General features: G+C 43.6%; 16 protein-coding genes. 7 read left to right on the top strand and 9 right to left on the bottom strand.

The features are described from left to right. Positions 1–24: 24 nt before the first annotated feature. Positions 25–801: an SDR family NAD(P)-dependent oxidoreductase gene (locus AC0L46_RS09965; protein WP_473503274.1), complete on the bottom strand. Its 777-nt coding sequence runs from the start codon at positions 799–801 to the stop codon at positions 25–27. Positions 802–816: 15 nt separating this feature from the next. Beyond that, on the bottom strand, positions 817–1,278 hold the full coding sequence (locus tag AC0L46_RS09960) for a nuclear transport factor 2 family protein (protein WP_473503272.1): 462 nt from the start codon (positions 1,276–1,278) through the stop codon (positions 817–819). Positions 1,279–1,510: 232 nt separating this feature from the next. Between AC0L46_RS09960 and AC0L46_RS09955 the strand changes: the two genes are divergently transcribed. The 7 genes from AC0L46_RS09955 (at position 1,511) to betA (ending at position 8,874) form a co-directional block, all read left to right on the top strand. Then, complete coding sequence (locus AC0L46_RS09955) at positions 1,511–2,086, top strand: sigma-70 family RNA polymerase sigma factor (RefSeq protein WP_414681673.1); 576 nt, start codon at positions 1,511–1,513, stop codon at positions 2,084–2,086. A gap of 5 nt (positions 2,087–2,091) precedes the next feature. Then, positions 2,092–2,799, top strand: a complete 708-nt coding sequence (locus AC0L46_RS09950) for a ChrR family anti-sigma-E factor (RefSeq protein WP_473503270.1) — start codon at positions 2,092–2,094, stop codon at positions 2,797–2,799. Positions 2,800–2,925: 126 nt separating this feature from the next. Continuing rightward, positions 2,926–3,108 (top strand): hypothetical protein, encoded by a 183-nt coding sequence (locus AC0L46_RS09945; RefSeq protein ID WP_024025667.1) that lies wholly within the window; start codon positions 2,926–2,928, stop codon positions 3,106–3,108. 142 nt (positions 3,109–3,250) lie between these two features. Beyond that, complete coding sequence (locus AC0L46_RS09940; protein WP_473503268.1) at positions 3,251–3,433, top strand: hypothetical protein; 183 nt, start codon at positions 3,251–3,253, stop codon at positions 3,431–3,433. A 152-nt stretch (positions 3,434–3,585) separates the two neighbouring features. Then, a complete protein-coding gene (gene olsF / locus AC0L46_RS09935) occupies positions 3,586–5,301 on the top strand; it encodes a bifunctional ornithine lipid synthase OlsF (RefSeq protein WP_414681670.1) in 1,716 nt (571 codons plus the stop codon). Positions 5,302–5,736: 435 nt separating this feature from the next. Then, positions 5,737–7,194 (top strand): betaine-aldehyde dehydrogenase, encoded by a 1,458-nt coding sequence (gene betB / locus AC0L46_RS09930; protein ID WP_473503266.1) that lies wholly within the window; start codon positions 5,737–5,739, stop codon positions 7,192–7,194. 12 nt (positions 7,195–7,206) lie between these two features. Next, on the top strand, positions 7,207–8,874 hold the full coding sequence (gene betA, locus AC0L46_RS09925; RefSeq protein WP_473503264.1) for a choline dehydrogenase: 1,668 nt from the start codon (positions 7,207–7,209) through the stop codon (positions 8,872–8,874). A 76-nt stretch (positions 8,875–8,950) separates the two neighbouring features. On the opposite strand, the gene AC0L46_RS09920 is transcribed toward betA, so the two are convergent. The 7 genes from AC0L46_RS09920 to AC0L46_RS09890 all read right to left on the bottom strand — a co-directional run bounded on the left by AC0L46_RS09920 (position 8,951) and on the right by AC0L46_RS09890 (position 15,005). Beyond that, positions 8,951–9,343, bottom strand: a complete 393-nt coding sequence (locus AC0L46_RS09920) for a DUF6515 family protein (RefSeq protein WP_473503262.1) — start codon at positions 9,341–9,343, stop codon at positions 8,951–8,953. Between the two features lie 21 nt (positions 9,344–9,364). Then, positions 9,365–9,625 carry an EF-hand domain-containing protein gene (locus tag AC0L46_RS09915; protein WP_414681666.1) on the bottom strand — a complete coding sequence of 87 codons (261 nt, stop codon included), beginning with the start codon at positions 9,623–9,625 and terminating at the stop codon, positions 9,365–9,367. A 95-nt stretch (positions 9,626–9,720) separates the two neighbouring features. Further along, positions 9,721–10,398, bottom strand: coding sequence for a response regulator (locus AC0L46_RS09910; protein ID WP_473503259.1), 678 nt, complete (start codon positions 10,396–10,398; stop codon positions 9,721–9,723). Beyond that, a complete protein-coding gene (locus tag AC0L46_RS09905) occupies positions 10,395–10,787 on the bottom strand; it encodes an ATP-binding protein (RefSeq protein WP_473503257.1) in 393 nt (130 codons plus the stop codon). The genes AC0L46_RS09910 and AC0L46_RS09905 overlap by 4 nt, the downstream gene beginning before the upstream one ends. Beyond that, positions 10,778–12,019 carry a histidine kinase dimerization/phospho-acceptor domain-containing protein gene (locus tag AC0L46_RS09900; RefSeq protein WP_473503255.1) on the bottom strand — a complete coding sequence of 414 codons (1,242 nt, stop codon included), beginning with the start codon at positions 12,017–12,019 and terminating at the stop codon, positions 10,778–10,780. Before AC0L46_RS09900 ends, AC0L46_RS09905 begins: the two co-directional genes overlap by 10 nt. 140 nt (positions 12,020–12,159) lie before the next feature. Beyond that, positions 12,160–14,094, bottom strand: coding sequence for a bifunctional 2',3'-cyclic-nucleotide 2'-phosphodiesterase/3'-nucleotidase (locus tag AC0L46_RS09895; RefSeq protein WP_473503253.1), 1,935 nt, complete (start codon positions 14,092–14,094; stop codon positions 12,160–12,162). 233 nt (positions 14,095–14,327) lie between these two features. Continuing rightward, entirely contained in the window at positions 14,328–15,005 is a 678-nt protein-coding gene (locus AC0L46_RS09890) for a zinc metallopeptidase (RefSeq protein ID WP_473503251.1), read from the bottom strand. Positions 15,006–15,020 lie beyond the last annotated feature (15 nt).

The following is a 15,020-nucleotide window of genomic DNA, read 5'->3' as shown; positions in this document are numbered from 1 at the left end:
TCAGCTCCACTGCTTTCTGGAGTGTTATTTTTTGAATGTCTTTGTGTCGTTAGGTTTAGGCGCTAGCATCGAAAGCCATAATTTGGGGAAATGACGTCCCATCCAAAGCATCATGGAAAGCCGTTTTGGGAAAGCAAATTCATACGGGCGAGACTGCAAAGCTTTGTACATTCGCTTTGCCGCTTCATCTGCGGACATCAGAAAAGGCATAGAAAAGGTGTTTTTCTGGGTGAGAGGTGTATCGACGAAGCCAGGAAGTAAACAAGTCACATCAATGTTAAATTGTTTCAAATCCATTCTGAGGGACGACAAAAAATACCGCGCCGCGGCTTTGCTTGCGCCATAAGCTTCAGCTTGTGGAAAAGCGGCTTGTACTGCCTGAGAACTCACGCCAACCAAGTGCGGCTTTGGTGCTTTTTTCAATAGAGGTAAACAAACATCGACGCTGTTGACCAATCCAAAGAAGTTCACCGACATAACGCGATCCATCATTTTCCAATCAGGATCTTCCTCGTTGATGTCCAGATATTCACAGGTTCCGGCATTCAACACAACGCAGTCTAAATGATCCGTATAAGTCGCTAATAGATTACGAACCGACTCAATTTGTCGGTCATCAGACACATCAAAAGGAATGAACTTTAAGTTGTCTTCATGTTCTAGCAGTAGAGTCAGATCACCCTGTCGACGCGCACTGGCTAACACTTGCCAACCCGCTTTTAAATAGCATTGTGTTAAGGAAAAACCGATTCCTGAGCTGGCGCCTGTTATCCAAATCGTTTTCTGAGCTGTATCCTTCATGGCGACTTCCTTAGATTAACCCGCTAAACGTTTTTTTAAACCTTTCACAACTGTACCTAAAACCGGCACATGCTCGTAAATAAGCTGCCCAAGGTCATATACATCTTCATGAAAATAAATACGATCATTGAATTGAACCTGACTCATGCCTCGCACGGTAATGGTTTTAGGCCCCAACTTTGGATGGATAAAATGCATATTCCATTTAATATAAGCCGTTCCGTCAGAAATGATTTGATCTAGATACTCAAAACGTCCATTTCGAACATTAAGGCTCATTTCAGATAAACAAGAATGGAGTACTTCAACGCCACGCAATTCATGAACAGGGTCTTTGAACAACACGTCATTTGCGTAAATGTCATCTATTTTGTCTAGCTGTGGATGTTTTACATCTTTATAAAAAGCCTTAAAGCTCTCTATTAACAGCTCGCCTGTTTGTGGCTCACTAGCCTGTTTCGTTTCCTGCGTTAGCACCTTTAACCTCCTTTGCTCGCCATCGCATCGAGCAGATAAATTCTTACGTTAATAAGTAAACGTAGCGAACCCACTTCTGGATCATTAATAAATTAAAAACCGTCTAAAAGCGCTTATCCGTGCTTTTTACTTTTCAATGCAAATAAAGTGATCCACACTTCAATGTGACTCGTATTCCTTTTATACACATTGAAACAGCGTCATACAGCCTTCCCTCTTTTCGGAGCTATTAATGGAACGCGCCACAGAACTAAAACACGACGATCAGCACCTAATGGACATTTTGGCCATTGCGGAGCACAGAGACCAAGCCGCACTGGTGCGCTTGTTTGATCACTATGCGCCAAAAGTAAGAGCTTTTTGCCTTGCAAAACAGCCAGGTGCCAACCTCATGGCGGACGATATCGCCCAAGAGGTCATGATTCGTATTTGGAACAAAGCACACACTTATAAAAAAGAGTCTGCTTCATTAAATACATGGGTTTTCACGCTAGCAAGAAATGCTCGTATTGATTACTTGCGTAAAAATAGCCGCCATCAGTCTGATATTGACCCTGAGTATTTATGGCAAAACGTGGTAGATGAAAATGCAGACCCGTTCAAAGATGCTCAACAACACAGAGATCAAGAACGTATTAGAGAAGGTCTAGATAAATTGCCAGCCGATCAAAAACAGGTTTTGGCCAAAGTTTATTTAGAAGGCAAAACGCACAAAGAAGCTGCGGAGGAATTATCGCTTCCATTAGGAACGATCAAATCCAGAGTTCGCCTCGCCTTACACAAACTCACTATTTACATTAAGAGGTAGTATCGATGACTCTTTATCATCCATCGATTGAAATGCTAACTGACTATGCTGCTGGCTCATTACCTTTGGCACATTCATTATGCGTGTCTGCTCATTTAGAGCATTGTCGCGAATGCCAACAACAGGTAAGAAAGCTAGAAATGGTTGGCTCTCATCTTTTTGATCAAGCAGTAACAGATCATCACCATCTTAATTCACTGAAAGAAAGCCTACTTAAGAAGCTAACGCAAGCCGAAAGCAAGCAGGACGAAGAAGTGCTTCAAGCTACAACTGAGCCAAAAACCACAGAAGAAAAGTTTTGGGATAACTACAAAATCCCAAACAGCTTACGCCAATTTATCAGCAACAGTTATGAAGAATTAAACTGGATGCGACTGTCGCCTTCATTCAAAATTGCGACGTTACACAATGAAAAAGGCGGCGCTCAAATTGCCTTAACCAGAGTGAAAGCTGGCTCGCATATGCCTCATCACGCTCACACGGGTGAAGAAATCACCTTGGTTTTAGAAGGCGCGTTCTCAGATGAAAGTGGCGTGTACCGCAAAGGCGACTTTATTAGTCGTGATGCGAGCCATAAGCATAAGCCTATTGTCACCAAGGACGCTGAATGTATTTGTTTAACCGTGCTCGATGCTCCGATTGAATTCACTGGTTGGTTGGCTCGACTGCTGAATCCAATTATTCGCCGATATCACCCTTATTCCGGAGCCTAACAGCGAATAGCCGTGATTTTCACAGTAAAACAGTAGCTTATGTGGCTAAACACTAACCAATAACAGGCAAGTTGACTGAATTTCTGATATAGTCCTTGTTCACTCAAATAACAAGGACTATTTATTATGGCAACTAAAAAGAAACAGCCAGCTGCTTCGGAAACTTCGGAATCCATTGAAAAGCAGATGCAGGAGTTCCTTGCTCGCGGTGGACAGATAGATAAAATCGACTCAGGTGTTAGCGGTCAATCTCAACTAACAGGCTCACGTCATATCTCTCTAGGTAACAGTAAAACAAAGGCACAATAAGCATTTGGGATTCCCTGAACTTATTGGCTTTTTCCATTTGTACGCCAACTCTATAAACGCTGTTTTAGAGAAAACTCTAAACAAACAATAGGTTGGCGCATCAAATTTATAAACCGACTTTTTATAGAACGAAAATCAACCTATGCTAACAGAATCAGATCGCGCTTTTTTTCGCCCTAAATGGCGACGAGTCACAGCCACTGTATTTTGTGCTGCTTGGTCGGTTCTTGAATGGGTTTCTAACGAGCCATTCTGGGCAGTGGTTGCTGCTGGTTTTACCCTTTATTGTCTTTGGAATTTTTTCTACACGTACAAAGACGAATAAGACTTTTTCTAAATAAACGATTCCTTCTCCTCTCGACTGTATTTCACATACAAACTGGTCACATTTTCGACATACAATTGTCACCTAGCTGTCACATTTTCACTCTACTCTCCTATAAGACATAAAAATTCTTTTTAGAGCGGAGCAACACTGTGATACAAGTCGAGCAAATGATTGCTAACAAATCACCTCAATTTTTCGACAAAAGCCCCCTTATTACACGCCCTACGTTAAGCGTCTTAAAACGCTTATTCCACGAAAGTGAAGTAAACCAATTCCTGGAAAAAAACGACGGCTGTGTCGGCTTCGAATTTATTGATCGTGTGTTAGATCATTTCAACTTTAGTTATCACGTAAGCCAAGTAGATCGCCGCAACATTCCTGCAAGCGGACGCACAATGATCATTGCCAATCACCCTCTTGGCGCCTTGGACGGATTGGCTCTGTTAAGATTGGTTGGCGAAATTCGCCCTGATGTAAAAATCGTCGCAAATGATTTGCTCATGGGATTTGATGGATTAAGAAACCTTGTTTTGCCTGTCGACAACATCGGCGGCAAAACAGGTCGTCAGCAACTCAAAGCCATTATGAGTTGTCTGCACAATGAAGAAGCCGTGATTATCTTCCCTGCTGGCGAAGTGTCGCGTATTTCTCCAAGTGGTGTAAAAGACCAAAAGTGGAATCAGAACTACCTCAAACTGGCACAAAAAACCAACAGCCCGTTATTGCCTGTTCACATTGGTGGCCGTAACTCTATGTTGTTTTACACCAGCTCAATTGTCTATCGCCCTCTTTCCACCATCCAACTTGCTAATGAAATGTTCCGTCAAAAAAACCGTAGAATTCCTATGCAAGTCGGTCAAGCCATTCCGATTCAAGAATTAGCACAGCTGCCACTTAGCGATAAAGAGAAAAACAAACTGGTTAAACGCCATTTATATCGCATAGCAAAAGGCAAAAAACCATTACTAAAAACCGAGAAAACCGTCGAACATCCTCAAAATCGACAGTTAATCAAACACGAACTGAAACAATCCGAACACCTTGGCAGCACCAAAGACAACAAACAAATCTATCTTTTTGATTACGATCCAATGTCTGTGACCATGAAAGAAATTGGCCGTTTACGTGAAATTGCCTTCCGCAAAGTCGGTGAAGGCACAGGCGAACGCTCAGATTTGGATAAGTTCGACCAACATTACCGCCACTTAATCCTTTGGGATGAAGAAGAGCTCGAAATCGTTGGCGCTTATCGCATTGGTGAAGTGGCTCGTTACATGAAAGAAGAAAAGCCAAATAAGATTTACAGTGCCGAGTTATTCCAGTATTCCTGCGACATGGAACCTTACTTCGAACAAGGCATAGAACTTGGTCGTAGTTTCATTCAGCCGAAATATTGGGGCAAACGCAGTTTAGATTATTTATGGTACGGCATTGGCGCTTATCTAAATAAACACCCTGAAATTCGTTACATGTTCGGCCCTGTCAGCTTGAGTAACAATTACCCTCAAGCAGCGAAGGATTTTATTGTTTCTTTTTACAGCTTATATTTTTCAGATAAAGAGCATTTGGCGCGCTCATTTACGCCATACCAAGTTAGCGCAGAGCATAAGGACATTATTTCAGGGCTTTTCTGTGGGAATAATTACGAAGAAGACTTCAAAGTTTTGAAAGAACAACTTGGTCACTTTGGCGCCAGTGTTCCGACTCTGTTTAAACAATACAGTGAGTTATGTGAACCCGGCGGTGTACGCTTCTTAGACTTTGGCGTCGATGCTGACTTTGGCTACTGTGTAGACGGCTTGGTCTTAGTAGACTTAAATACGGTCAAAGAAGCGAAACACAAACGTTATCGCGGGCATAACTAAACTACCGTTTCGAATTATGATGATGTCCATGTGCATGGTGATCTTTTTGATGATCATGCTCTGGACGGACAAAAAACGCCAAATAGACTATTTTCGCCACTAGCATCACGCTTAAAATAATTAGCACTATCATTTGTAAGCTCATACGACACTCCTCTTTTTGTTTTTGTTATTCATTAATTGTAGTTGAGGCACAACAAAAGAATGTGTTTTTACGTCATTTCGGATGCTAAATTACACCTATAAATGTGTCTTTTTGTTTACTTTTTAACCGAATCAAACGTAAAAACAAGCCTATTAACGACACCTAAAAAAGCAAAATTGCCATTTCAGTGCCCTATTCCAAAGGATTCCTTTCCTTTAGCTGCCTTTCATTCATAAAGCGTGTAGAATATTTTTATTGAATAGGCGTTTAATAAAAAGAGGTTTACTAGCATGGCACATCAGCAGCAATACATTCATGGTCGCTATCATGCATCCACCAGCGGCGAACACTTTGAAACCATTAATCCAGCTACTGGCGAAGTCATTGCCACCGTTGAACATGCTAGCCAAGCAGAGCTAGATGCCGCTATTGAATCGGCAAAGCAAGGTCAAAAAGTCTGGGCTGCTATGACAGGCGTTGAACGTGGTCGCATCCTGAAAAAAGCAGCAGAGTTATTGCGAGAAAACAACGAAGAACTTGCTCGCCTAGAAGTGCTAGACACAGGTAAACCTCTGCAAGAAGCCATTTGTGTCGACATTCAAACAGGCGCGGATGTGATTGAATATTACGCGGGCCTAGCAGACAAAATCCAAGGCGACTACCAAGACCTTGGCAACGGCAACTTTTTCTATACTCGCCGTGAACCGCTCGGCATCTGTGCTGGCATCGGCGCATGGAATTACCCTATTCAAATCGCTATGTGGAAATCTGGGCCTGCACTTGCTGCAGGTAATGCGATGATTTTCAAACCCTCTGAAGAAACGCCATTAACCGCCCTTAAACTCGCTGAAATTTATACTCAAGCTGGTTTGCCAGATGGTGTTTTTAACGTCATTCAAGGCGATGGTCGAACGGGTCAAATGATCACAGTACACCCAGAAATCGACAAAGTGTCTTTCACTGGTGAAGTTGGAACGGGCAAAAAAGTCATGGCCGCTTCTGCTCAATCTTTAAAAGACGTGACTATGGAACTGGGTGGTAAATCGCCTATGATCATCTTCCCTGATATGCCTGTCGATCAAGCCGTTTCTGCTGCTATGCTGGCAAACTTCTACACTCAAGGAGAAGTTTGCACGAACGGCACACGCGTATTTGTTCACGCCGACATGATGGAAGCCTTCACCAAAGAACTTAAAACACGCACAGAAGCCATGATTATTGGCGACCCAATGGACATGAACACACAAGTCGGTGCGTTAATTTCTAAAGGCCACATGAGTAAAGTCTTAGGTTACATCGAAGCGGCAAAAGACGCCGGCGCAACCTTGCTTTGCGGTGGTTATCAAGTCACAGAAAACGGTTTAGACAAAGGCGCGTTTGTTGCACCAACGGTTTTCACAGATTGCACGGATGACATGCCACAAGTTCAAGACGAAATTTTCGGCCCTGTTATGTCGATATTAAGCTTCACCGATGAAGACGAAGCCATTCAACGTGCTAACGATACTAAGCTTGGCCTTGCCGCTGGTGTTTTCACGAAAGATTTCGCTCGCGCTCATCGTGTAATTAATCAATTACAAGCTGGGATTTGCTGGATCAATGCTTGGGGCGCTTCTCCTGCCGAAATGCCTGTTGGCGGCTACAAAGAGTCTGGCGTTGGCCGCGAAAACGGCATCGACACTTTATACAACTACACACAAACCAAGAGCGTGTTTGTCGATTTGAACGACATTCAAAACCCTTATTAAGCGGAAAGTATTATGGCAAACGAACTATACGATTACATTATCGTGGGTGCCGGCTCCGCAGGTTGTGTGTTAGCGGATCGACTCACTGAAAGTGGCGAAAACAAGGCCCTTCTACTCGAAATGGGCGGCTCAGATAAAAGTATCTTTATCCAAATGCCAACGGCCTTGTCTTACCCAATGAACACAGAAAAATACGCTTGGCAGTTTCATACAGAAAAAGAGCCAGGCTTAGACAATCGCGAAATGCATTGCCCGCGCGGTAAAGTGCTAGGCGGCTCGTCCTCTATCAACGGCATGGTGTATGTTCGCGGTCACGCGTGCGACTTTGACCAATGGGAAGAAAGCGGCGCAAAAGGTTGGAATTACCAAACCTGTCTGCCTTATTTCAAAAAGGCAGAATCTTGGAAAGGCGGCGCAGATTTGTATCGCGGTGGCGACGGCCCATTGTCGACCAATAACGGCAACAACATGACCTACAACCCGCTTTATCAAGCCTTCATTGATGCGGGCAACCAAGCTGGCTACGGCGAAACAGCAGACTACAATGGCCATCGCCAAGAAGGCTTTGGCCCAATGCACATGACGGTAAAAAATGGCGTTCGTGCGTCTACGTCGAATGCCTATTTGCGTCGTGCAATGTCTCGCTCAAACCTCACATTAAAAACAGGTGTTTTAAGCCACAAAGTTATTTTTGATGGTAAAAAAGCCGTTGGTATTGAATTCAGTAAAAATGGTCAAACTAGCCAAGCAAACGCCAGTAAAGAAGTGATTCTTTCAGCGGGTTCTGTTGGTTCTCCACAGTTGCTGCAACTGTCTGGTATTGGTCCAAAAGATGTACTGGAAAAAGCAGGCGTACCACTGGTGCATGAATTGCCTGGTGTGGGTGAGAACTTACAAGACCACTTGGAAGTCTATTTCCAATACAAGTGCAAAACGCCCGTCACACTAAACGGTAAATTGGATTTGATCAGCAAAGGTCTTATCGGTACCCGCTGGATCTTATTCAAAAGTGGATTGGGTGCGACCAACCATTTTGAATCTTGCGGCTTCATTCGCTCACGAGCCGGTTTGAAATGGCCTAACATTCAATATCACTTCTTACCTGCGGCCATGCGCTACGATGGTCAAGCTGCCTTTGAAGGCCATGGTTTCCAAGTCCACGTTGGGCCAAACAAACCTGAAAGTCGCGGTAAACTTTGGATTGAGTCTGCAGACCCAACCGCCAAGCCTCGTATCTTATTCAACTACATTTCCACCGAACAAGACAAACAAGACTGGCGCGATACGATTCGCCTTACTCGTGAAGTGCTTCAACAATCCGCTTTAGATGCATACCGTGGCGATGAAATTCAGCCAGGCATGCATATTCAAAGCGACGAAGACATTGATCAATGGGTAAAAGAAAACGTAGAAAGCGCTTATCACCCATCTTGTACCTGTAAAATGGGCGATGACAGTGACCCAATGGCTGTCTTAGATGAAGCCTGTCAGGTGCGTGGTATCGAAAACCTACGCGTGGTGGATTCGTCTATCTTCCCAACCATCACCAACGGTAACTTGAACGCGCCAACCATCATGGTTGCAGAAAAAGCGGCAGACATGATTTTAGGAAAAGCCCCGTTACCCAGTTTGGATGCACCTGTTTGGATTCACCCAGAATACGAAACTAAGCAACGTTAAGAAGGTAATTAGCGGACTTCATAAAAAAGCCTCAAGATGCTTATTCATCTTGAGGCTTTTTGCTTTCAGAGAAGTATTAATAACCGTCATCGCCAAAAGGGCTTTCGACCACCTTATATTGTTTGCGTTTCACATCAAACCGATACCAAACCCCTTTACTGGTGAAATAGTCTTTATCCTTGCGCCGAACGACTCTGTGCTCTTCAGGAATATCATCGACCCAAATACCCGGTGTTGGCGTAACAACCACGTAACCACGAGGTGTGTCTCGATAAAAAACACCATCGGAATAATAAGTGCGGTCATCTACCACGACATGGCGATGGGGCAAGGTCGTCAAAACTGAACCTATGGCAATACCAGCGCCCAGAGAGAATAGCCCAAAAGGCGCGCCGTGTCCTCTAGGCCCAACAGCACAACCAGACAAACTTAAGCAACAAACCAACACGAGAATCGAACGGGCAGCCATAAACCTTCTCCTTGGCCTGACTTAACGATGTTGTGGTGGTTCTGGCATCTCGTCTTCTGATAACGAGCCACTACCGTCTGCATCGAAACGATCAAAATCGTCTAACAGTGGGCCTCTCAACTCGTCTTTCGTCAGGAGGTTATCACCGTTTTTATCTAGCTCTTGAAAAGAAGGTGGCTCGCCTGGAGGCGGCTGATTTGCGGCCATACTACTAACAGAAAAAAACGCCAAAGTGGCAACCGCCATCGCGGGAATGAATAAATTAGAGAATATCGATTTCATACATACTTCCTTCGGTGTTTTGCTAAACACAATTCAATAATGGAACGAAGAAAGTATATTTTGAAAGTTTGTATTCAGTATGGAGAAAGCGCTAATTAGGCGTCAAACTTATAGCCGACGCCGTATACAGAGCGAATGCAATCAGACGATGGGTCAACATCAGCCAACTTTTTGCGTAGGTTTTTGATGTGACTATCAATCGCTCGATCTGCCACCACACGATGATCAGTATAAATATTATCCATCAACTGATCTCGGCTAAAAATCTTGCCTTTGTTTTTAAATAGGAAAGATAAAATTCTGAATTCAGCAGGCGTCAACGACAAAGCCTTTTGGTGAAAAATAGCCGACATGGAAAGCTCATTAATCACTAGGTCACCTTGCTCTTCCTGAACTGGCGCATCATTACGGCGCAAGATGTTTTTTGCTCTGACAACCACTTCACGAGTACTGTAAGGCTTACAGATGTAATCGTCAGCACCAAGCTCAAGACCAATCAATCGATCAATTTCCTCTACTTTTGCCGTTGCCATAATCACAGGCACTTGGCTAAAAGTTCGAATATCACGGTAAATGTCTAAGCCTCCTCGGTTTGGCAGCATCAAGTCTAAAATGATTAAATCTGGAGCATTCTGCTTCAAAAAATCCACTACCACTGCGCCATCATCTAGGCTTTTCGCCTCAAAACCAGCGTGTTCAAAATATTCGCAAAGAATGGCTGATAACGTCGGCTCATCTTCGACGACTAGGATAAATTTCTTTTTCTCACTCATGCTTCACTCACTTTTTCTACTCTGATTTCAATCGCTAATCCGCCTAATGCAGAAGCTTTTGCTGAAATATGACCGCCATGCATCATGACGATGTTACGACAAATGGATAAGCCTAAACCCGAGCCGCCATGTTGTCGGCTACGGGATTTATCGACTCGATACAAACGCTTAAACAGGTTAGGCAAATGCTCTTCTCCAACACCTGGCGAAGAGTCTTCAACACGAATTAAAACCTGCTTAGGCTCTTCAATAATAGAAACCAAAATACGCCCAGGAGCATCTGTGTAGCGCAAACTGTTTTCCAACAGGTTAACAAAAAGCTGTTCTAAGGTTTTCTCATCGCCTTTTATAAACGCAATTTGATCGGGTTTATCTAATGCTATCTGCAATTTTTTTCGTCTACTCTTGGTTCAAACTGGCTGACTACCCGTTGAACCAAAGGCCCGATGTTAATCGTGCTAACTTCTATCTGATACACGCCAGAGTCGGTTTTCGATAACACATAAAGGTCGTCTACTAAACGTCTTAGGCCCATCACTTGATGATGCATGGAGTCGATTCTTTGTGTGTCCGCCTGACGAATGCCGTCTTGAATGGCTTCAAGCTCGCTACGAAGTACCGCAATGGGTGTTCGCAGTTCATGAGAGATATCCACCAGCCATTGTTCGCGGCTTTCTTTTTGTTCTTTCAAACTGCCAATAAGAGACTGAAAGCTGTCCGATAATTCACCAAATTCATCATTGCTTCGTTGACCAAAAGAAAAATCATAATTGCCTTCTAGCAATGCGTTCGCGCCTTGCTTTAAGTTCTGCAACGGCGCAAGAAAATGACGAACCAAGAGCGAAGCAACCAATAAAGACGCAAAGCCCGCTAAACCAATAATCCAAAACAAGTTACTTTGTTGTTGCTCATAAAACTGAGTAACAAGTTCTCCTGACAGCAAGCTTTTCTGCTCTAAGACCAACCAGCCAACGGTTTTCGAGTTCACAATGATTGGCACATCCAAACGCTCAGTTGAATCCTCACCTTGCGCCTTTAATGGAACACCTGTTACCCAGTGGCGTTGAGCATCTTCCAAATGAATGCGATGACTCAAAGGGCTTAGATTTTCGTCCATGGCATTGTCTCTACCAGAAGCCGCAAAATGCTCTTCGCCCGGCACTGGCATACCGTCACCAGGAGGCGCAAAGCCATTTGGCGCGGGCATCATGAAATTGCCATTTGGCGGTTCAAAGTCTTCTCTTTCTGGTCGTGGAAAGCCGTTATTTGGTGACGGAAAACCTTCTCGATCTGGCATTCCTCTTTCTTGTCTGGGAGGCAAAGGACTATTCATTTCGACAAAAAGATCCGCCCATACTTCAGGTCGCTCTCTGAGTATTTTCCAACCTTGTTCGCTGGAATAATATTGAGAAACACCTTCCGCTAACTCAACAACTTGCTTCTCTTCCTGTTTGTTGAGGTAAGTTTGAAACCCTGATTTGAAACTATAACTCACCAGAAACGCCATTCCGGTTACCAATAAAACACTGGTAACAAACAGGGAAATAAACAGCTTGGTGACAATTGGAATACGCACAGAAACAGTTTGCTCTCTTATTTTAGACAATATGAAGTTGATCATACTCTTTAAAATAGAGAGCAAATATGTAGATTCAATAAGAAAAGTAGAAAGGAAAAAGAAAATTGCCAAAAATCAATACAGAACCAAGAAGAGACACCTAGCAGTGCTCTTCTCAATTCTATATGAAATAAGCGTTTGGCTTATTTCATCTCAAACACAGCAAAGCCATTTTCATCTAAAGACTGATACGACATTTTGTCGCTTGCCATGTCTCTTGCTTTCGGAGACGTCACAAATTGTACTTTTGCTTTGCCAAAGTCCGTAAACGACCAGTTGTTATCTGCCGCTGGATTGATGATTTTCTGGCTTAACAAATAATTCGCAACAACATCTCGGTTTTTATCTGGCGCGTCAATCACAATGGTGTCGCCTGATAAGTTAGGGAAATGGCCGCCACCAGTGGCACGATAATTATTCGTCGCCACTAAAAAGTCATCTGTCATATTCAAAGCTTTGCCGTTGAACATGACACTCTTAATACGATGAGAGCTAGGATTGACCAATTTACCATCGCCGTCGTAACGTGCTGGCTGAGTTACATCAATACGATATGAAATACCATCAATGACATCAAAGTTATAAGTCGGGAAAGCCGCATTCACCAGACTCTGAGGCGCACTTGAAGCAGCATCGATTTGATTAAACTGACCAGCTGCAAGCTCTAACCACTCAACAACCTGTTCACCTGTTAATTTTACGACCTTCAAATCGTTTGGATAAATGTACAAATCGCTCACGTTTTTCAGCGCGATATCACCCTTTGGCACATCGGTATAATAATCTGGGCCGCCTCGACCGCCCGCTTTAAAGGGAGCTGCAGCCGATAGAATCGGTAAGCCTTCATAAGATGTACCACGCACAATGTTCTTCACATACCAAATTTGTGCATTATTCACGATCTGAATCGATGGGTCGTCTTGAACAAGAGCAAAGAAACTATTGATGTCTGCGGTGGACTCACCCACTTTACGACGCATGTACGCTAAAGTACCTTGGTGCTCGGTTTCAACGGCATCATTAATACTTGCATCGGCTTCTACCAAGGCAATGGTCTTACGCCCTTCTCTGCGTGATATAGCACGCACAGCAGCTTTACCATCTGCCACTTTCCAACCGTCACCAGAAGGCTCTAACGTCAGATCAATCACACCAAGGTGAGACCCCCAAAAGCCAGGCATAGTGGCGGGTTTACCAAACACTGTGCCTTTTTCACCGTCTACACCATCAAATGCGTCTAATGCTTTGTCACCTGGAAAAATACGATGAGAGTGGCCGAACAGAATAGCGTCAATGCCATCTACTTTGGCTAAATGATAAGACGCATTTTCTTCACCTTTCATATAAGGCGAATTCATCATGCCACTGTGAGGAATCGCGATAACCACATCTGCGCCTTTGGTTTTCATTTCTGGAACGTATTTATTCGCGGTTTCAACAATGTCTTTTGCGATTACTCGGCTGGTTAAATTGTCTTTATCCCAAGTCATGATTTGCGGCGGCACAAAACCAATGTAACCAATTTTCACCGTTTGCGTTTTACCATCAGAATCAACGAAGGTTTTGTCTTTAATGATGTAAGGCTGAAAGTAGGGTTGATCATTAGAAGGGTCGTTATCACCATCATCAACATAGACATTGGCATTCACATAAGGGAAGTTCGCTCCGCTCAAACTCTTCATCAAAAAGTCTAAGCTATAGTTAAATTCATGGTTACCTATATTACCCACATCATAATCAAGTAAGTTCATCGCTTTAAAAGCTGGATGTGTTTCACCAAAGCGCAGTACCCGCCCTTTTGCTACATAATCGCCCAGAGGCGTACCTTGCAATAAATCACCATTATCAACCAACACAGAGTTTGTCACTTCAGCACGAGCCGCTTTGATCAAAGTTGCCACACGGGACAAGCCAACTCCATCACTTTGCTTATCACCGTAGTAATCGTAATCCACTAAATTCATATGAATATCAGTGGTCTCCATGACTCGTAAGTCAATAGTGGCTGCTTGGGCAAGCGATGCAAAAAGAAGTGAAGAAGCTAAAACAGACGCCTTCCTAGGAAAAAACAATGTCATGACATTACTCCATAAAGCAAAATAGTTTTTGATGATAGATGCTAACCAAAAAGTCAGCTTTCATAGTAAGGCGATTTTATGCGAACTTCATGCCTTTTTTGTGACAAGTCAAAGAGGGAAAAGATTACTTAGATTAAGGAAGGTGCGAATCAGTCTTCTGAGATTCAATCTTATCAGAGAAACGGTCTATCAAGGAAAGAGTGGGCAGGAATGTTAATACCTTTCAATCACTCTTAACGCTTAAACCAGCGCCAAACAAATAGCACTCTCACCAAAGCCGCTGCAACGTAAGTCATCGCACAGGCAGTTAAAATTTTCTTCACTTTGGGTAAGTCTTCTTGGGGAATGTAATTTCCTTCAGCCAAGATTGGCAAGGCCTTATTAAAGCTGGCGTCCCACTCTTCTGGCAAGATTGCCAACTGAACCACTACTGCTAAAAGACCTGTTAAACCAACGACAAGCGCATGCAAAGCAACCGCATAAGGCAAATGCAATATGGCAGAAATCAATGGCCAGCCGATGAGCAAGCCAGCCGTAATACGTCGAGCAAAATGCGCAAAGGGCAAATATCTTGAACTTAAGTGCGAGATTTTCTGTTTTTTCTCATGAGCAATTGCGTGACCTATTTCATGAGTCGCCACAGCAACGGCCGTTAATGATCGACCACTAAAGACACTCGGACTAAGACGAACCACATGCTGGCCAAAGTCAAAATGATCACGGCCTTCCTGTGTTGTCTCAACTTTGACGTCGTCTAACTCAAAGCGTTTTACAAAATGCTGCGCCAGTTCGCCACCGGTTCCAGGTAGATCCGCACGATCTGTTGCATAGCGCTTCAAGGTAAACTTTACCCATGCACTCGGTCCAACCAGTAACAAAAGCGCGATGATAATGCCAATAACCCACAACATAAGTTTTGCCTTAAC

This window comes from Marinomonas sp. 15G6-16 (genome assembly GCF_055809555.1).
The sequence above is the reverse complement of the archived record's forward strand: the minus strand, read 5'-3'. Positions and strand labels throughout refer to the sequence as shown.